The sequence below is a fragment of the Diaphorobacter ruginosibacter genome (genome assembly GCF_014395975.1).
GTDB lineage: Bacteria > Pseudomonadota > Gammaproteobacteria > Burkholderiales > Burkholderiaceae_C > Diaphorobacter_A > Diaphorobacter_A ruginosibacter.
On record NZ_CP060714.1, the window covers coordinates 2236521 to 2255552 of the forward strand.

Here is a 19032-nt window from a genome sequence, read left to right on the forward strand (position 1 = left end):
GCGAAGGAGTACGTCGTGGAAATAATTGAAGATCGCCAACCCTATCTCATTGAGAATCCGAATCTGCAAGGGGGTTGGGAGCCTGTTCATAGAGAGCTGGTCGATGACCAGTTGAAGGTGATCGGCAAGGTGCCGGAGGATCTGAATGGGCTGTATGTGCGCAATGGTCCGTCGCCGCAGTTTCAACCTCAAGGGAAGTACCACTGGTTTGATGGCGATGGCATGTTGCATGCGGTCCGCTTCGAACGCGGTCGCGTTGAATTCCGCAATCGCTGGGTGCTCACCGAAGGCTTGCTGGCCGATCGCGCGGCGGGACGCGCGCGGCTTCCCGGACTGAAGGGGCGCATGCCGACAGGCACGCTCCCGGATGATGCGCTGAAAAACACGTCGAATACAGACGTGAAATTCCACAACGGAAAGCTGTTGTCCATGTGGTATCGCGGCGGCTCCGTGTACCAGGTCGATCCGCAGACATTGGAGACCCTCGGCAAGCTCGAGCCCGATCCTCGGCTGATCGGTTTGCAGATCTCTGCGCACTCTCGCGTGGACGAGCGCACCGGCGAATTCATGTTCTTTGCATATGGCAACAAAGCGCCATACATGCACTACGGAGTAGTAGGTGCCGATGGTGCGCTCAAGACACTCATACCCGTGCAATTGCCTGGGCCGCGCCTTCCGCACGACATGGCGATTACCAAGAACTTCAGCATCCTGCATGACTTCCCGCTGGTCAACAGCCCTGATGCCCTGGCTGCGGGACGTTACAGCCTGGACTTCCATGAGCATCTGCCTTCGCGCTTTGCAGTGATTCCTCGCCACGGTGCGGTGGAGGACATCCGGTGGTTCGAAGCCGATCCGCGCTACATGCTCCATGTGTTGAACGCGTGGGAGGAGGTCAACGCACGTGGTGAAACTGAGATCGTGATGCTTGGCACGCCATACAGCATGCCGAAGCAGTTTGATGGCTCACTCGACAAGCAGCGCCTGCTGTTCACGATTGGCACGCAGGGAACGGATTACGAGCTGTACCAGTGGCGATTCAACCTGGCAACAGGAAAGACACGGGAAGGTGTGGTCGATGACATCCTCAACACCGAGTTTCCAACGATCAATGGCTGGTATCAAGGCCACCGCAATCGATATTCCTACAACGTGCTGATGGGGCGTATGCGCACGCTCGAGCAACCGCAATTTGCCGGTATTGCGAAGTACGACTTGCTGTTGGGAAGCGCCACGGCCTATCACCCCGGTCTGGGCTACTGGTTCAGCGAAGCGCCGTTCGCACGCAAGGACAACGCGGTGGACGAGGACGACGGCTACGTCGTGGGTTTCGTCTTCAACACCCACGAGAGTCGCTCCGAGGTGTGGGTTTTCGACGCCAAGCTCATTGCAGATGGGCCGGTTGCCAAGGTGATCTTGCCGCAGCGTGTTCCGAACGGTTTTCATGCGACCTGGGTGGGTGCGGACTCGTTTGCCGCGTAAGCCTCTGCAGTTCTCAATTTTGAATTGATAGGAGGTGTTCGCTTGAGTTAACGGAATTTCTGGTGGGAATTCATTGCAAGAAAATTTTTAGTCATAAAGGAAGACAACGTGAATAAGACTGTTATCGTGGTGGCGATTGGATTGGCGACGGCATCCTCTGCCGCCCTGGCTCAATCTGCCGTGACACTCGGCGGCCAGGTCAAGCTGGGCATGGACAACGTGTCCGTGCGAGGTGGAGGGGGTGCTGATCCAAGCGTCACCCGAGTTACCAACAACACCAGCTTCTGGTACCTGGATGGAAAAGAAGATCTCGGCAGCGGCAAGAGCGCCTACTACCATCTGGAATGGGACTTCGCGGGCGACACCGGTGCTCTAGGTGCCGGCCGTAATTTCTACGTGGGACTCGGCGACAAGGACCTCGGGCGATTGCAGCTGGGTCGCCAGTCGGTGTACTTCAGCCATCACTGGTTTCTCATTGACTTCCATGGCTCCTTTGACGCGGCACCCAATGCGGCAAACTCTCTGAACGTGCTGGGCACGATCAACGGCTCCTACTTTGCGGGCAGCTTCTTGAATAACACCATTCGATATGAAGCCCCCAATATCGGCGGCTTCTCGGGTATGGCGTCATACTCGTTCGATGCGGAGTCTGCCGTCAACAAGCGCAACAAGACCTGGTATGTCAACCCGACATACACCAACGGCCCGTTCAGGGTAGGCTACTACCACATGGCGCGCCGCGCGCAGGGCGTCTTGCCTGCGCAGACTGTCGGAACGCTCGACCAGGATGCGGACCGCCTGGGTATCGGGTACCTGAACAATGGATGGCGCGCGGGCTTGCTGGTCGATCGAAACAAAGTGACCGATACGGCCAGCGGATCCTCGCAGCAACGCGTCTCCTATGCGATCCCTGTCGCCTACGGATTCGGTCCGCACCTGGTGTCGGCCACCTGGGGGCAGGCAATGTCCACCAAGATCAATGGCACAAAATTCCAAGATTCCGGGGCGAAGATGCTGTCCGTGAGCTATCAATACTCCTTGAGCAAGCGAACACAGCTGGATGTATCCGTGCTCGAGTTGCGCAATCAGAAAAATGGCCAGTACAACTTCTGGAACGGCAGCCTCTCCGGTGGCCTGCAAATGGCTGCAGGGGACTCAGGAGCCAAGACGCGGATGATCTATGCTGGCGTGAAGCACAACTTCTGATCCATTCATTCCCTCCATGCGCGCAGATTCATGAAGGCCTATCTCGGGGTGTAGCTTTGGTGGAGGTACGCATGTACCTGAGAGAAGCCTTTGTGGGTTGCGAAAGATGGAGCGGAAGCCAAGCGGTGATGGCGGTTTTCATGACGGGGCCTGCATGTTGGAATGAGAAGCCGTCGGCCAGTAGTAGCTATCCGGCAAGGCGCGCGCGCCAAAGAGGGCCTGTCCCACGCGAACCACGGTGGCACCTTCCTCGATGGCGATCTCGAAGTCGCCCGACATACCCATCGATAGCGCCTCCAGCTCCATGCCTGTGGGAGCGTCTTGTCGCAACTGGTCGCGCAGATTTCGCAGGAGGGCGAAACACTGGCGCACCCGCCCGGCCTCTGCGGAGAAGAGTGCCAGCGTCATCAGGCCACGCACGCGCAGCGCTGAGAAGGTAGGCAATTGCCGGATAAAGGCGGGCACATCCTCGGGGTTCAGGCCGTACTTGCTCGCCTCCCCCGATGTGTTGACCTGTACGAACACGTCGAGCGAGCGTCCTTCGGCCTGCATGTGCCTGTCCAGTGCCTCGGCTACGCGCAGACTGTCCAGTGCCTGGAATTCACTGGCGAAACGCGCCATCAGCTTGGCCTTGTTGGTTTGCAGGTGGCCGATGACTGACCAGCGGAGATCAGCCAGATCCTGCATCGACTCCCACTTGCCATGCCCCTCCTGCACCTTGTTTTCACCCAGCATGCGGCAGCCGGCGGCGTAGGCCAGGCGCAGGCTGGCCTCGGGCTTGGTCTTGCTGACAGGTAGCAGCCGCACACTGGCCTGATCGCGTCCCACGCGCTGGCAGGCGCTATCCATACGGGCCTGCACGGCGGCGAGGTTGCGACGGAAGTCTTCCACGCTGATGGCCTCGGGGTACAGCCCGTGCTGATCGTGACGGGTCGGGGTTTCTGAAAGAGTGCGCATCGCGTTATCCCTTCTTGGTGGAGAGGACCGAGCCCGGCTCCGTGCGCAATGGCATCCGGCCGTTCAGCACGGCATAGGCGAGCAGTCCGATGATCAATCCCCAGAGCGCCCCGCCAATACCCCACAGCGTGATGTTGGCCGCTGCGGCCAGGAAGGTAATCAGTGCGGCTTCGCGTGCCTTGGCATCCGCCAGTGCGGTAGCCAGGCTGCCACCGATGGTTCCTAGCAGGGCCAGGCCCGCCAGCGTGGTGATAAAGGTAGCAGGAAAAGCCATGAAAACAGCGGCCAGCGTGACCCCGAACACACCGACCAGGATGTAGCACACGCCAGCGGCAACACCCGCGATCCAGCGTTTTGACGGGTCTTCATGCGCCTCAGGTCCTGTGGCGATTGCGGCCGTGATCGCGGCGATGTTGAAGGCATGAGAGCCGAACGGCGCCATCAGCAGCGAGCCTAGGCCGGTGACCATGACGACAGGATTGGCGCTGCTCCTGAAGCCATCGTTGCGCAGCACGAGCATCCCGGGCATGTATTGGCCGGTCAGGGTAATCAGAAACATCGGCAGCGCGACACTGAGCAGGGCGTTGAGCGAGAATTCCGGCCTGGTAAATACCGGAGCTGCGAACTTCAACTCCAACCCGGAAAGGTCAACCCGGTTCTGCAACAGCAAGAAGGCTAATCCCAGCACCAGGATGCCTACGACGGCATAGCGTGCCAAAAACCGCTTGAGCACCACATAGGCCACGATCAGCAGGCCCGCCAGCGCGGGATCGACGCTCATGCCGCCAAATGCCCTGGTGCCGAACTGCAGCAGGATGCCTGCGAGCAGCCCCGCCGCCACGCCCGTAGGAATGAGGCGGATGACACGCTCGAAGTACCCCGACAGCCCCAGTGCCACGAAAGCTCCCGCTGAGATCAAGTAGGCCCCCACTGCTTCAGCATACGGCGTTGTGGCCAAGGCCGTGACCAGGAAGGCCGCTGCGGGCGTGGACCACGCCGTGATGATGGGCTCCCGTGTCATCCAACTGAGCAGCAGCCCCGTCACTCCCACACCAATCGAAATCGACCATACCCAAGAGGCCGTCAGCTCCGGGCTGAGGCCCGCCACCCTGGCAGCTTGGAACACCAGGATGAAGGTCCCTCCATAGTTGACGATGACCGAGATGAGGCCGGCCACTACGGGATGAACGAGATCGCTCCAGTGAAGAGACGAAGGCGTGTGGGCGGATGACATGATCTTGATAGCTCTCCCGAAAAAACGATTGACCGCGTGAGGTATCCGATTTATAGAGTTGAAATGGATGGTTGCTTCATGCCATTTTTTTGAAGGTATACAGACCAATTGTTCAAGCACGCTCAACTCGAAACCGTCAAAGCCTGGATAGGTGACCCCGCTCACCGCGCGTTGCCGCTGCATGCCCGCATCCAGCGGGCAGTGCGCCAATTGATTCTTGAGGGTGCGCTGGACGTGGGGCGGCCTCTACCCGCATCACGGTCACTGGCCCAATCGCTGGGCGTCTCACGCGATACGGTGGAATCCGCCTACAGCCAACTGCACGCCGAAGGCTTCATCGAGCGGCGTGTGGGGAGTGGCAGTTTCGTGTCGGAACAGGTACAGCGCCTTCCTGGGCGTGGTCTGGTACGACGCCAGGCCACGCGCGTACCCGCCTTGCGCCTGAGCCGGCGCGGTGCGGCCATGTTCGCTGGCGGAGGTGTGCGTGATTTCCTCGCGCCGCGCGCCTTTGCCCCCGGCGTACCGGAGACGCGCAACTTTCCACTTCAAACCTGGGAACGGTTGCAGCGGCAAGTGCTCAAGGAGCACTGTACCCAGGCCCTGCTGCACAGTCCGCCCCAGGGTATGGAGCCATTGCGCCGGGCCATTGCCGACTATGTGAACCTGGAGCGGGGTGCGCGTGCTACACCCGAGCGGGTGCTGGTGCTGACCAGTTCGCAGCAGGCGTTGACCTTGTGTGCCCAGGTTCTCCTCGATGCCGGTGATCGCATCTTCATCGAAGACCCGGTGTATCACGGGGCTCGCAAGGCCTTCGAGGCAGCAGGGCTGGAGTGCGTACCCGTGCCGCTGGATGCCCACGGCATGCGGACGGATCTGTTGCACGCCACGCCGTCCGCCAGAGCAATGTTTCTGACACCCTCCCACCAATTCCCCACTGGCGCCACGCTAACGCTGGATCGACGCTTGGCGGCCATTGCTTGGGCGCAGCGGGAAGACGCATGGATCATCGAGGACGATTACGACAGCGAATTCCACTACGCTGGCATGCCTACGGCCTGCGTGCAGGGGCTTGATCCACAGGAGCGCACGATCTACATCGGCACCTTTACCAAGTCGATGTTTCCTGGATTGCGCATTGGCTACATGGTGCTTCCGCCGTCACTGGTTGCTCCGATGACCGTGGCGCGCACCTTGCTGGACGGGCACAGCGCACCCATTCCGCAATTGACCTTGGCGCGATTCATTGAAGGCGGGCACCTGGGGGTACATGTGCGAACCATGCGCGCTGTCTATGCCGAGCGGCGCGACGTACTGGCGCGACTGGTTCGCGAGCATCTGGGCGATTTTCTGGAGCCTCGGGTTCCTGATGGGGGCATGCAGATGCCCTGTGTTCTTACCCGGCTGGTTTCGGAGCGCGCCGTGGTGGATGCAGCGCGCGGTGCGGGTATCGACTTGCTCGGCTTGACGGCGCTGCACCTGTCCAAGCGGCACAAGGCGGGCTTTCTCATGGGGTTTGCTGCCCATACACCGCATGAGTTGGAGGTTGCTGTCAAGAAACTGAAAGAGGTGCTGCGTGCGCAGTGCTGCTGACCGGCGGCGCTTCTTTGCAAATTGACTGAACAAGTGGAGTATTGCAGACATCTTCAGCGACGGCGATGCCTGCTAGCAATAGGGGCGCGCAAAAAGTGCCGACACAAACATCCGCGTGCTGTTCAACGATCCCGCCCTGAACCTGCGGGCTAACTACACCCTGTTCGACCGGGCCACGACACGACCCCTCTGTGTGGGAGATGGACAGACCCGCAAGCGCATGACCGCCAAGGGCGTTGAGCACCCCTGCGAAGACCCGGATCTGTGTGCGCTGGCCATTGAAGGCTGGTCAAGCCGAAAGGTCGGATTGGGGGCACCCGGTCGCTATCGCTCCCTGTTGTAAGCGGAAGCCCTGAGTTCCCTACTTGCGAGTAACAATCAATTAACAATTAATCCACTGACGCCAGTTCGTACTAACCTCTTCTTTCGTAAATGTGTTTGACCATTTGAAATTCTGGAGATGTTATGTGGTCCATAGCTAAACCCTTGTCGCAGACTTCGCAAGGCCTTTCGCAGGATCAGGTAAGGGTGTTCAAGACGGCCTATCTGATGGGGGCCAAAGATGCGCTTCGCATATGCGAGGTGAGTTCGGACGGTGACCTTACCGGAGATTCCGCAGTTGAGTTGCTTCGGACTCTGGAAAGCAAGATTGAGGTCTTCTCAACTGCGGTGTCTGCTCAGGGTGAGCCAACGAGGAAGAAGGCCCAGCCAATCAGGAAAAGTATCGAGGTGGCGACCGCTGGAAGTTCGCGAAACCTACATAGATCAGCTGACCAGCCAGCAAGAGCGTAAGAGCGGGAACAGTTAGAAAGCCGTCCCGAGTGGGCGGCTTTTGCATTTATGGGGATTGGCGCGGTTAATCCGGCATAGCGCTCAAGCCAAGTCGAGACGGAGGGCATGGCCGTGCGGGAACTGGACCAATTGTCACGATCTCATCTTCAACAATGCATTGCCCCACAAGTATGCTTTTTTGAACGAGATTATCCGGGTGGGTGCGCGCCAAATTCACGCCCATGTCACACCGCACGCCGATCTACTACGTGGACCTGGGTATCCGCAATGGAATGCAGCTCGACGCAGCCATCAGCCAGGCAGCACAGGCTGCGGAATATGCGCAGGAGGTGGGCCACGACCAGGAAGCGCTGGAGCAAGCAGCCAGAGATGGCTATGCGCTGGGCCTGTTTGAGGAACTGGAGCAGGAGGCGACGGAGATCGTTCGGGAGTTCTATCCGCAGGCAGCAGAGCCCACGGGGCAGGGGATGCATTTGCAGGAGATGCGTCAACCCGAGAGAGGGCGAGACAAGCGGCATGGCTGAATCTGCAGACAAGGCGCTCATACATCGCTACATGCGTGGCATCCGGTTTGATGGCCCGTGGGAATACCGAGTGGTCAGCCCATCGGGGCGCAGGCGCTGGAGCTACCTGTTTCCGAATACAGATCGCGGCAGCGTATCGGATCCGGAAGGCCTGGAATGGTGCCTGAGGCGCAGTGCGGCAGTGATGATGCAGCGGCCTCTGCGCAGTATTGCTGTCTCTCGGCCATTGAGCTCACCTATAGATGACCACCATGGGTGGAGCGCAATGTTTCCGGGATGCGAGATCCGGAGCGCCACGACCACTGGAACCGAGTCGATGAATTGTCTAGGAACTGTTCTGGAGCGTGGAGGATGTGTACTGCTCAAACTGGTGTTGCAGCGTAGACACCAAGGCCAGTTGGAGGACACCGTCTGCTGGGTCTGGGTGGTGGGTGTGGAGATGACGGCACTGTCTGAAGTGGCAGAGGGAAAGGCGCCCCGACCAAGCTATGTCATCGGGGCTGCGCTGGTCGTCAATCATGCATGGAGCGCGCCGTGGGGCAGCGGGTTTGGCGCTCGTGTGTCCCGGGACGCACTTTGGCAATGCATTCTTTGCTCTGCGGATGGAGCGCGGCTGCAGGGCAGATGTGCGGAGGTTGTGACTATCGCACTCAAAAACTCTGAGCATGCGACGTGAGGAAAGCAAAGGATGAACACGGCAGGCGCCGGGTTCCTCCTTTCTGACTCTCTTTTTTTCTTTTGTCTATATTGGGATGCGGGTGCTATCGATAGTCGTCAGGACCGTAGACACGCAACGCTCGGCCACCGGCTTGACCGTCTCAAGTTTGAACTCGCGGCTAAATGTCTTTCTTCTCTGCATGAACCACCTCCGGTTTCATCTTTCATATTAACAAGGTGTCATCGAAACAGGCAGCAGCCACGGTTCCGGTACGGGGCATCAGCGTGAGGCTGGACAAGCTGCAAAAGTGCGATGCTTCCAAGCATTGGGTTTTGACGGGTAAACCCTTGCGATTCTTTTGGGTAATGATGTTATCCTTGGGGTAATGATGTTACCCATGGATGAATACCAATGTCAGAACATGTAGCCCCAGGCGGCAATGAGGCGCCGGCATCCGAGCCGACCGAACAAGCCGTTCCTGCAACCGTGCGAGAACGCCTTTCCCCTGTCGTCATGGAGATCTACGCTGCGGGTGACTTTCACCGCGTAGATATGCGAACGATTGCTCGCGAAGCCGGCATGAGCTTTCGCACGATCTATCGCTACTTCGGAGACAAGGAGTCGCTGCTGTTCTATTTCATCCAGTATTGGTTGAGCGGGCTTTACCCGGCAGCGCTGAAGCCGCTTGATGGCGATGGAGACCTGCACTCCAAATTGCTGGGGGTGCTGAGGTTGCACTTCGAGTTCTACGAAAAGAACCCGAACATAGGTCGCATCATCTTCATGACTGTTCCCTTGGAGCGCTGGATGCGTGATCCGAGCTATGCACAACGCGAGCTGATGCTGCGCATGCTCAATGCCATCAAGGACGCGCAGCAGCAAGGAGCGGTCCGGCACGACTTGGATAGCCGGCTGATCCTTGACATGTTCAATGCGATCTTCAACCGGGCTTTCCTCATGTGGGAGTACCGCCGCCGCAGCTATTCGTTGGTAGCCCAAGCTGAGCCGATGCTCTCGGTGCTATGGAGCGGCGTTGCATCCAACAAGGGGCCTGCGAAGGCCCCCGCAAGTACCAGCACAAAGACTGCTGCAAAGAACTCACTAACGCGCAAGACCTCCGCTGCATAAAGCAGCCGAGGGCCACCACTGAATTGACACGTTTTGGTGCCTCAGTTGAGGCCCAAGGGCTACCTGCGCCCTGACTACCCAGCTATTCCAATCACGACAGGAGACAACATGCAGAAAAGACATTTCATCACCATGCTTTCCGGTGCCATGCTCACCGGCTTTGCCGATCTGGCCCGCGCACAACGCTCGGGAACTCCGGGAGTGACGGATCGTGAAATCAAGATAGGCCAAACGCTGCCGCTGAGCGGGCCAGCCGCGAGCTATGCGACCATCGGGAAGGCCCTGGCCGCCTGGTTTGATTTTGTCAATGTCCAGGGTGGCGTGGACGGGCGCAAGCTTTTGCTGGTGCAGCTCGACGATGGCTACAGTCCTCCGAAGACTGTTGAGCAATCACGCCGCTTGGTGGAGCGTGAACAGGTGGCTTTTGTCGCATCCCCCGTGGGCACGCCCACTGGGGTGGCAGCGCGAGGCTATTTCAACAGCGCGAAGGTGCCGCAGCTTTTCATTGGGTCCGGTGCTGCCACATGGGCTGAGGATGCTGCCAAATTCCCCTGGAGCCTGGGCTGGCAGCCGCTTTTCACCGACGAAGGCCGCACCATGGCCAAGCACATTCTGCAGACGCGGCCCAACGCGAAGATTGCCGTACTGTACCAGAATGACGATGCAGGCAAGGATTTGCTGCGCGGCCTCAAGGAAGGCCTGGGCGTCGCTGTCAAGCAGATCGTGCGCGAAGAATCCCACGAGGTCACGGATCCAACGGTGGACTCACAGGTAGTCACCATGCAGGCTTCGGGTGCGGATGTACTGGTTATGTGGGGCTCACCGAAGGCGACGATCCAGTCGCTGCGCAAGGCCCATGACATCGGCTGGAAGCCGACGATCTACATCAACCAGAACTCGTCTTCGGTGCCCAAGGTGCTCGCCCCGATAGGACTGGACAAGGTCAAGGGGGTCATCAGCGCCGCTTTTCTCAAAGACCCAGCTGATCCGACCTGGAAGGATGATCCCGGCCTCTTGGCCTGGAATGCTTTCATGGACAAATACAACGGTGGCGCAGCCAAGGACTACAACGCTGTATATGGCACCTGCATTGCACAAACGGTGGTGCAAGTGCTCAAGCAGTGCGGCAACGACCTCTCGCGAGAGAACATCGTGCGCCAGACACGTCGCCTCGACATGGAACTGCCCATGATGCTGCCTGGCCTGCGCATCAAGACCAGCGATACCCAGCCGCACCCGGTGACGGGCCTCCGCCTGCAGCAGTTCGATGGTTCGAGCTGGAAGCTGATGTCTGCCTGATGGGATGGATGCAGCCATGGTTCCCATTCTTTCCGTACGCGATTTGACGATCCGCTTTGGCGGCGTCGTTGCACTGGACGCCGTCTCAATTGATGTGCCTGAGCGCAGCATCTTTGGCCTCATCGGGCCGAATGGGGCGGGCAAGACCACGTGCTTCAATTGCATTAGCGGTTTATACCGGCCCACGCGCGGCAGTGTGCGCTTAGGGCACACGGAACTTACGCGCATGCCGCGCCACGGCGTGGCGCGGCTCGGTCTAAGCCGGACGTTCCAGAACGTCGCCCTCTACCCGTCGCTCACGGTGCGCGAGAACGTGATGGTGGGTGCGCACGCGCGGCTGCCAGTGTCCATGTTCGGTGCTGCGCTGCGCTCGCGTGTGGTCCGCGCAGCCGAGCAGGAGATCGCGCATGCAGCCGACTCCGCCTTGGCCACGTTGCGACTGTCTGCCTATGCGGACCGCAGCGTGGCGGAGCTGCCGGTGGGTATCCAGCACCGTGTGGAAATCGCGCGTGCGCTGGTAACGCGGCCCAGGCTGTTGCTGCTCGACGAACCCGCCGCAGGTCTCACTGCTGGCGAAGTGGATGAGCTGCGAGAGGTGCTGCTGCACTTGCACGAGGAACTGAAGCTGACCATGGTGGTCGTTGAGCACAACATGCGCTTCGTGATGAAGACCTGCTCGGACCTCGCTGTCCTCAGCTTCGGTCGCAAGCTCGCCCAGGGCTCTCCCGAGGTGGTGGCGAACGATCCAGCGGTGATTGATGCTTATCTAGGAGGCGTGCTGTGACCCAGCGGCTTGAAATCCTCAACCTTGGTGTGGCCTATGGTCGAACTGCGGTGGTCCATGGTATTGATCTTCATGTGCAGGCCGGAGAAATGGTGGCGCTACTCGGCGCCAACGGGGCCGGCAAAACCTCCATCTTGCGCGCAATCAGCCACCAGCAGGTGACATCCACAGGCACGCTGCGCTTCGAGGGGCAGGACGTCATCGACCTGCCTGCGCCCGCAATAGCTGAGCTGGGCGTTGCACATGTGCCGGAGGGTCGCGGCACCTTCGCGGATTTGACGGTACTGGAGAACCTGTATGTTGGCGCGATCCGCCGCCGTGACAGGGATGGCGTCGAGCAAGACCTTGCTCGGATGCAGACGTTGTTCCCCAAGCTGGCTACCCGTGCGAAGCAGACGGCGGGTACCTTGAGCGGCGGAGAGCAGCAGATGCTGGCCATTGCCCGCGCGCTGATGATGCGTCCCAAGATGCTTCTGCTCGACGAGCCTTCGTTCGGTATTGCGCCGCGCGTGACGCAGGAAATCTATGAACTCTTGCGCGAGCTGAGGGAGCGCGAACATCTCACGGCACTGGTCGTGGAACAGAACGCCAACATTGCGCTCGATCTGGTCGACAGGGCCTATGTGCTCGAGAGTGGCCGGATTGCTGCGCAAGGCACTGCCGCAGCGTTGCGCGAAGACGACACCGTGCGCCGCAGCTACCTCGGCCATTGACCCCCACAAGGACTTTCCATGCAAGCATTTCTTCATCAGATAGCCTCAGGTCTGGCCGCGGGTGGCATCTATGCCAGCCTTGCCGTTGCGCTTGTGCTTATCTACCGCTGCACTGCATCCGTCAATTTCGCACAGGGCGAGTTGGCGATGTTCTCTACCTACATGAGCTGGGCTCTCGTTCAGGCGGGCGCGTCGTGGTGGGCGGCCTTTGCCATCGTTGTCGTGGGGTCCTTCTTGCTCGGGCTTGCGCTTGATCGAGTGATCTTCCAGCCCCTGCGGCACAAGCCGGTACTTTCGGTCGTTGCCGCAAGCATCGCGCTGCTCATCATTCTCAACAGTCTGGCGGGTTGGCTTTTCGGACATGAACTGCAGGAGTTCGCCACGCCGTTTGGCGGCGTTCTCAGTCATGCCGAACCCTTCCTCTCGGCTCACGAGGCGGGCATTCTACTGGCCACCGTTGTGGAGCTGCTCGCTGTTTTCGTGTTCTTCCGCTTCGCACGCTTCGGTCTGGCGATGCGCGCGGTGGCGGTGAATCCTTCGTCCGCAGAGTTGGTGGGCATCAATACCAACAAGGTATTGGCCGTAGGCTGGGGCCTCGCGGCGGTGGCCGGCGCCGTGGCTGGGTTGATGGCGGCGCCCATCGTGTTCCTGGAGCCGTCGATGATGATGAGCCCCCTGATCTACGCGTTAGCAGGCGCATTGTTGGGTGGTATTGCCAGCCCGGTGGGAGCCGTGGCTGGGGGCTTCGCCATCGGCGTGCTGGAAAATCTGCTGGGCGCATACGTGGTCGGCAACGACCTGAAGCTGACCTGCATCATGCTTTTGATCATCGCCGTGTTGGTGGTGCGGCCCTCTGGCATTTTCGGCAAATCTGTTCAGGTGAGGGTATGAGCATGAACATCAACCATACCCACAATGCGATGGAACACCCGCTGGCGTCGCCAATCTGGCTGCGCTGGGGTGCCTTGGCAGCCGGGCTTGCTCTTGTGGCCTGGTCCTTTGGCTGGCAAAGCTACCCGCTATATGTGATGACGCAGGTGCTGATCTACGGCATTGCCATCATGGGCCTGAATCTGCTCAGCGGCTACACCGGCCAGGTCTCCCTCGGGCATAGCGCCTTCTTTGCCTTGGGGGCTTATGCGGCGGCGGTGCTATCGCACCACCTGGGCTGGCCGCTTTATGTGGGCGTACCCGCAGCGGCGGTATTGTGCTTTGTGGCGGGCTTCCTGTTCGGCTTCCCGGCACTGCGCCTGCCCATGCTCTATCTGGCGCTGTCTACCTTCGCGGTGGCAGTGGTAACGCCGCAAGCGCTCAAATGGAAGCAGATCGAGTGGCTGACAGGTGGTGTGCAGGGAATCATCCTGGAGAAGCCCACGTTCCCCGGTATGTTGGCTGATCGGGCGGACTGGGCGATCATGATGTGTGTCGCAGCCTGTGCTCTGGCCGCCTTTCTTTTGGCACAGCGCATTCTTGGTACGCAGTTTGGCCGTCTGGTGGATGCGTCGCGTGACCAGCCTCTCGCGGCTGCGGCCGGTGGACTCAACATTCCCGTCATCCGCACGCAGATGTTCGGTCTCAGCGCAGCGTTTACTGGCCTGGCAGGTGCCTTGAGCGTGGTGGCTGGCCAGTTTGTCTCGCCTGAAAGCTTCCCATTCCTTCTCTCGGTGTCGTTGCTGGTGGGGAGTTTTGTAGGCGGTGTACGCAGTCTGTGGGGGGCTTTTCTGGGAGCAGCCTTCATCGTTCTTACGCCTAACGGGGCTGAGAGCCTGTCGAAATCCGCGCCTTGGATGATCTTCGGCTTCGCGTTGCTTGCCGTGGTCTTTCTCGCCCCCAATGGCCTGAGTGGCTGGATCACCCACGCCTGGCGCAGCCGCGCAAATTCTTAAATTCCCCTAACCCTAAGGTTCTCTTCATGCAATCCGTATATATCGCCGGCACGGGCATGACCCGTTTTGGCAAACACCTTAATCGTGGCCTCAAGTCGCTCGCCGCCGAGGCGATCAGCGAGGCTATCGCTGATGCAGGTATTAGTGCTTCGCAGTTGCAGGCTGCATACATGGGCAATGCCGCTGCCGGCGTGATGACCGGGCAGGTGCTCGTTCCTGGCGAGGTCGTGCTGCGCGGCATCGGCATTGGACGAATTCCTGTCATTAATGTCGAAAATGCCTGCGCAACTTCGGCCACGGCTTTTCAGCAAGCAGTGCAGATGATTGCGTTGGGTGCATACGACATCGTGCTTGTCGCAGGCTTTGAGAAGCTCTACAGCGAAGATAAGGCGCGCACCTTTTCGGTATTCCATGGCGCTGTGGATCTGGAAGCCATCGACCATGTCATGGCCATGCTGCAGGCCAACCTGTCGCGCAGCGGATCGACTGCCGACTTGGCGGGACCGGGGCGCTCACGCTCGCTGTTCATGGACGTGTACGCCGCGATGGCGCGCGACTACATGGCGGAGTGCGGCGCGACGCAGCGCGACTTTGCGGCGGTGGCGGCCAAGAACTCCTTTCATGGCAGCTTGAATCCGAAGGCGCAGTTCCAGGACGTGCTGACGGTAGAACAGGTACTGGCGGCGCCCATGATTGTGGATCCGATGACACGCCCGATGTGCGCGCCTATAGGCGACGGTGCTGCAGCTCTGGTGCTGGTGTCGGAAAAGGCAGCACGGAAACTTGGCCTGCGCGACAAGGTGCGTGTAATGTCGTCCGTTCTGGCCTCGGGCTGGGACTATGCGGAAGGTACTGGAAAGAAGGAGCGGCTAGTACCGGTCGTGGCCGGGCAAGCCTACGAAGCCGCAGGCCTGGGCCCAGAGGCGCTAGACGTAATTGAGCTCCATGACGCGGGCGCACCGGCCGAACTCATCTACTACGAGTATCTTGGTTTGGCCGCCGAGGGCGAGGCCGTGGCATTGCTGAACAGCGGGGCTACGCGGCTCGGTGGCCGCGTTCCGGTCAATCCCTCCGGTGGGCTGTTGCGAAAGGGGCACCCGATCGGAGCCTCTGGCTGCGCTCAACTCGTGGAGCTGACCGATCAACTGCGTGGACGCTGCGGCCCGCGGCAGGTAGCAGGTGCTCGCACCGCGCTCGCGGAAAATGGCGGTGGCTGGATCGGTGAGGACGCCGCCGCCATCGTTATCAGTATTCTGCAGAAGGAGTGAGGCGCGATGACCGTCATTTCTCACCCCAACATCGCGTCGGTCATTGAGCTGTTTGCACGGACCGACCCGAAGCGCGAGGCGCTGCTGTTCGAGGGCGGCCCGGCGCTGGCCGATGTATGCCGCAGTTATGGGGATTTGTGGCGGAACGCGCAGCGTCTTGCCCGAGGTCTTTCCAGGCGAGGCGTGGGGCCGGGCAGCGTGATTGCACTGCTGATGGCCAATCACGCCGAATTCGTCGAACTCATGATCGCCACTGCGTTGTTAGGCGCCGTGCTCGTGCCTATCGACCCGCGCACACGTGGCGAAAAGCTGGCGTTCATGATCAGTAACTCCAAAGCTACCGGCATCATTGCTGCAGACTACGCGCTGCACAACATAGAGGAAGTGATGGATGCAGGGGCTTCGGTTGACTGGATCGTAGCACTCGCCACCGATGAAGGGCCAAGTCCAGAAAAGTGGGGTCCACGCATAGAAGACTATGCCCATCTGACTATAGAGGGTGAGGATTTGCCGGTGCCATTGGACAACGGCCACGAGGTGATGCAGATCATCCATACGTCCGGCACCACGGGCGACCCCAAAGGCATTGTGCTGACACATCGCCGCTTCTGCGAGACAGGCGCTGCAGCTATGCAAGGCTTTGGCTACCGGCCAGACGACCGGCTGTATTCCGGTCTCTCCCTGACACATGCGAATGCCCTTTTGGTGACGCTGGCGCCCGCATTGCTGGGCGGGATGCGTGTGGTGTTTTCGCGGCGCTTCACGCGCTCGCGGCTGTGGGAGATCACGCGCAGACATCAATGCACCACATTCACCTTGCTGGGAGGCATGACGACCGCGCTGTATGCCGCACCTGCGCACCCAGATGACGCTGACAACCCGGTACGCTTTGTCGTCTCTGCAGGCATGCCTGCCGCAATATGGGAGCAGTTCGAACAGCGTTTCGGTGTGAAGGTGCTGGAGTTCTACGGCTCGGCTGAAGGTGGGCTTGCCCTCAACCCGATTGGCGGCGGACCGGTGGGCAGCATAGGCCGCGTCGCCCCCTATCTTGCACATCGCATCGTGGATGATGCGGGAAGGGATGTGCCGCGCGGTACGCCAGGCGAGCTGTTGGTGCAACCAGCGGATGGAACCCCTTTCCAGGTGGAGTACGTGGGCAATCCAGAGGCTTCTGCCAAGAAGGGCGCAGGCGGTTGGCTGCATATGGGCGACGTGGTGCGCGAGGACGCTGACGGGTGGTTGTTCTTTGAGTACCGCAAGGGGGGAGGCATTCGCCGCAACGGTGACTTCATCGCCACGGCCTACGTGGAAAAAGCCATTGCCGAGTCTGGCCTCGTGTCCGATGTCTATGTATACGGAGTGCCAGCGTCGTCGAGCGCGCCCGGCGAAAAGGACTTGGTTGCTGCGGTGGTTCCTTTGGTGGACAAGGAATTCGACGCGCAGGCGCTGTTCCGCCGCTGCCGCGAGGCACTGGAGGCCAACTTCGTGCCGAGTTTCATTCAGGTGGTGGGGGAGATCCCGAAGACCGCATCTGAGAAGCCGCAGGAGCGCTTCTTGGTGGAGGCTCTGGCCGCTGCGCCGCAGTATGTGTACACCGAGGACAAGGCGGCAAATGCACGCGCTGATGCTAGGAGGACGGTGGTATGAGACTCGATCATAACGTGGCTGCGGTTGTGACGGGTGGCGGCAAGGGTCTGGGCGCAGCCGCTGCTATACGGCTGGCTCGGCATGGCGTCAGGGTGGCGGTATTCGATCTTGACGCCGAGGCCGGAGAGGCGCTGGCGCGGCAGATCGGTGGGATTTTCTGCCAAACGGATGTGGGGTCCGACCAAAGCATTGAGGCCGCCTTTGCGCGGGCGCGGGCAGTGCACGGTCAGGAGCGTGTGCTGGTGAATTGCGCGGGTATTGTGATTGCTCATAAGACCGCAGTGCGCGACAAGAATACGGGTGTGATTCGATCCCATCCGATGGCTGACTATGAACGCGTCATCAGTATCAACCTACTGGGCACTTTCCGCTGCATCGCACAGTCCACCGCGGGTATGTTGGCGCTTGATCCGTTGGCGAGTGGCGAGCGCGGTGCAGTGGTGAACACCGCATCGATCGCCGCGGACGAGGGGCAAATAGGGCAAGCCGCCTATTCGGCATCCAAGGCCGGAGTGGCGGGCATGACGCTACCGATCGCGCGTGACTTGGCAAGCGAGGGCATCCGCGTCAACACCATCAAGCCAGGCTTCTTCGACACGTTCATGCTGCGCGGTGCCCCTGAACAGCTGCGCGTGGCTCTGGAGGCTTCGGTTCCTTTTCCCAGCCGCGTGGGAAACCCGGAGGAGTATGCGCAGTTGGTGGAGTTCCTGCTGACGAGCGGCTACATGAACGGCGAATGTGTGCGTCTGGATGGCGCGGTAAGGATGGGACCCCGATGAGTCTTTCTCTCGAAACGAAGACCGCCTTGATTTTCGGCGCTGGTGCGGCGGAGGCGGGGCCTGGCAACGGCGCCGCGGTTGCGATTCGCATGGCGGCGCAAGGTGCATTGGTGTATGCAGTAGACAAGGACATGGCATCGGCAAGGCGCACGCAGCAATTGGCGCAGGAGGCCGGAGGGCGTTGCGAAGTGATTGAGGCGGACGTGTGCGATGAGGCATCGATTCAGCGTGCAGTGCAATTGGCGCAGGTGAATCGCGGCACCATCGACATACTCGTCAACAACGTGGGGGCGGTGATGCTTGGCGGTCCGGAGGACGTGTCTGTCGAGGAGTGGGAGCGCTCCTTCACACTCAACACGCGCTCAGCCTTTCTGGCGCTCAAGCATGTGCTGCCTCTGATGAAGCGAGCAGGCCGAGGTGCCATCGTGCAGGTGTCATCCGTTGCCGGAACGCGGGCGGGAGGCACTGCCTTCTGCGCATACTCCGCGAGCAAGGCTGCCATGAATGCGCTTGGCATGAGCGTTGCCATGCAGTACGCGGGGCACGGTATCCGATGCAACAACATTTTGCTTGGGATGATGGACACGGCCTTGGTGCGCCAGCAGCTGGCCATTGCGCATCCGCAAGGGTTGGATCATCTGCTTGCGACGCGCAATGCCATCTGTCCAACGGGGGCAATGGGGTCGCCATGGGATGCCGCCGATGCCGCCGTATACCTCGCCAGTGATGCTGCGCGATATATCAACGGAACGGATATCTACGTGGATGGTGGGCTGCACAACCAAATCTGCCCACGGGGTTCAGCTTGACGGTTGTTCCAATGGCTGCGAAGGCTTGCGGTGTGCTTCGGACTGCATTAGCGTGTCGAAAAGCGACTTATAGGGGTTGTGTCCATGAGGATGGTGTCACCAAGGAATGATCAGCCCCCTGATTAGAGGAATCGAAATGATCAGGTACACAGAGCAACAGAAGCTTGTTGCCATCACGGCATACAGGAATGACGTAGCCGGCATGCGCCGCGCCCGGAGCTTTAGTGGCTCAGGTCCCGTTCACGCATAAGCCTAGCGCCAGTCTGTGCACAAGTG

General features: G+C 60.1%; 17 protein-coding genes. 15 read left to right on the top strand and 2 right to left on the bottom strand.

The genetic code is table 11. The annotated features are described in order from the left end of the window. Positions 1–15: 15 nt before the first annotated feature. Both H9K76_RS10125 and H9K76_RS10130 read left to right on the top strand, forming a co-directional pair. The gene (locus H9K76_RS10125; RefSeq protein ID WP_246475442.1) at positions 16–1482 is read left to right on the top strand and encodes a carotenoid oxygenase family protein; all 1467 of its coding nucleotides are present in this window, start codon (positions 16–18) and stop codon (positions 1480–1482) included. Positions 1483–1590: 108 nt separating this feature from the next. Beyond that, positions 1591–2688: a porin gene (locus H9K76_RS10130; RefSeq protein WP_187600033.1), complete on the top strand. Its 1098-nt coding sequence runs from the start codon at positions 1591–1593 to the stop codon at positions 2686–2688. 138 nt (positions 2689–2826) lie between these two features. Here H9K76_RS10130 and H9K76_RS10135 read toward each other — a convergent pair whose 3' ends face one another. Both H9K76_RS10135 and H9K76_RS10140 read right to left on the bottom strand, forming a co-directional pair. Continuing rightward, complete coding sequence (locus H9K76_RS10135; protein WP_187600035.1) at positions 2827–3645, bottom strand: YggS family pyridoxal phosphate-dependent enzyme; 819 nt, start codon at positions 3643–3645, stop codon at positions 2827–2829. 4 nt (positions 3646–3649) lie between these two features. After that, positions 3650–4879, bottom strand: a complete 1230-nt coding sequence (locus H9K76_RS10140; protein WP_187600036.1) for a benzoate/H(+) symporter BenE family transporter — start codon at positions 4877–4879, stop codon at positions 3650–3652. A gap of 108 nt (positions 4880–4987) precedes the next feature. Here H9K76_RS10140 and pdxR point away from each other — a divergent pair, with 108 nt between their 5' ends. The 13 genes from pdxR (at position 4988) to H9K76_RS10200 (ending at position 18756) form a co-directional block, all read left to right on the top strand. Then, positions 4988–6469, top strand: coding sequence for a MocR-like pyridoxine biosynthesis transcription factor PdxR (gene pdxR / locus H9K76_RS10145; RefSeq protein ID WP_187600038.1), 1482 nt, complete (start codon positions 4988–4990; stop codon positions 6467–6469). 115 nt (positions 6470–6584) lie between these two features. After that, positions 6585–6812: a recombination directionality factor gene (locus H9K76_RS23665; RefSeq protein WP_425489688.1), complete on the top strand. Its 228-nt coding sequence runs from the start codon at positions 6585–6587 to the stop codon at positions 6810–6812. 670 nt (positions 6813–7482) lie between these two features. Further along, positions 7483–7785 (top strand): hypothetical protein, encoded by a 303-nt coding sequence (locus H9K76_RS10150; protein ID WP_187600040.1) that lies wholly within the window; start codon positions 7483–7485, stop codon positions 7783–7785. 1069 nt (positions 7786–8854) lie between these two features. Further along, positions 8855–9571 (top strand): TetR/AcrR family transcriptional regulator, encoded by a 717-nt coding sequence (locus tag H9K76_RS10155; protein WP_187600042.1) that lies wholly within the window; start codon positions 8855–8857, stop codon positions 9569–9571. 132 nt (positions 9572–9703) lie between these two features. Beyond that, positions 9704–10870: an ABC transporter substrate-binding protein gene (locus H9K76_RS10160; protein ID WP_246475443.1), complete on the top strand. Its 1167-nt coding sequence runs from the start codon at positions 9704–9706 to the stop codon at positions 10868–10870. A gap of 16 nt (positions 10871–10886) precedes the next feature. Then, complete coding sequence (locus tag H9K76_RS10165) at positions 10887–11654, top strand: ABC transporter ATP-binding protein (protein WP_187600043.1); 768 nt, start codon at positions 10887–10889, stop codon at positions 11652–11654. Further along, positions 11651–12367 (top strand): ABC transporter ATP-binding protein, encoded by a 717-nt coding sequence (locus H9K76_RS10170; RefSeq protein WP_246475444.1) that lies wholly within the window; start codon positions 11651–11653, stop codon positions 12365–12367. The genes H9K76_RS10165 and H9K76_RS10170 overlap by 4 nt, the downstream gene beginning before the upstream one ends. An 18-nt stretch (positions 12368–12385) precedes the next feature. Continuing rightward, positions 12386–13258: a branched-chain amino acid ABC transporter permease gene (locus H9K76_RS10175; RefSeq protein ID WP_187600045.1), complete on the top strand. Its 873-nt coding sequence runs from the start codon at positions 12386–12388 to the stop codon at positions 13256–13258. Beyond that, positions 13255–14253, top strand: a complete 999-nt coding sequence (locus tag H9K76_RS10180) for a branched-chain amino acid ABC transporter permease (RefSeq protein WP_246475446.1) — start codon at positions 13255–13257, stop codon at positions 14251–14253. The genes H9K76_RS10175 and H9K76_RS10180 overlap by 4 nt, the downstream gene beginning before the upstream one ends. 26 nt (positions 14254–14279) lie before the next feature. Beyond that, positions 14280–15521, top strand: a complete 1242-nt coding sequence (locus H9K76_RS10185; RefSeq protein ID WP_187600046.1) for a thiolase family protein — start codon at positions 14280–14282, stop codon at positions 15519–15521. Between the two features lie 6 nt (positions 15522–15527). Next, a complete protein-coding gene (locus tag H9K76_RS10190) occupies positions 15528–17168 on the top strand; it encodes an AMP-binding protein (RefSeq protein ID WP_187600048.1) in 1641 nt (546 codons plus the stop codon). After that, complete coding sequence (locus H9K76_RS10195) at positions 17165–17947, top strand: SDR family NAD(P)-dependent oxidoreductase (RefSeq protein ID WP_187600049.1); 783 nt, start codon at positions 17165–17167, stop codon at positions 17945–17947. The genes H9K76_RS10190 and H9K76_RS10195 overlap by 4 nt, the downstream gene beginning before the upstream one ends. Further along, on the top strand, positions 17944–18756 hold the full coding sequence (locus H9K76_RS10200) for an SDR family NAD(P)-dependent oxidoreductase (protein ID WP_187600051.1): 813 nt from the start codon (positions 17944–17946) through the stop codon (positions 18754–18756). Before H9K76_RS10195 ends, H9K76_RS10200 begins: the two co-directional genes overlap by 4 nt. Positions 18757–19032 lie beyond the last annotated feature (276 nt).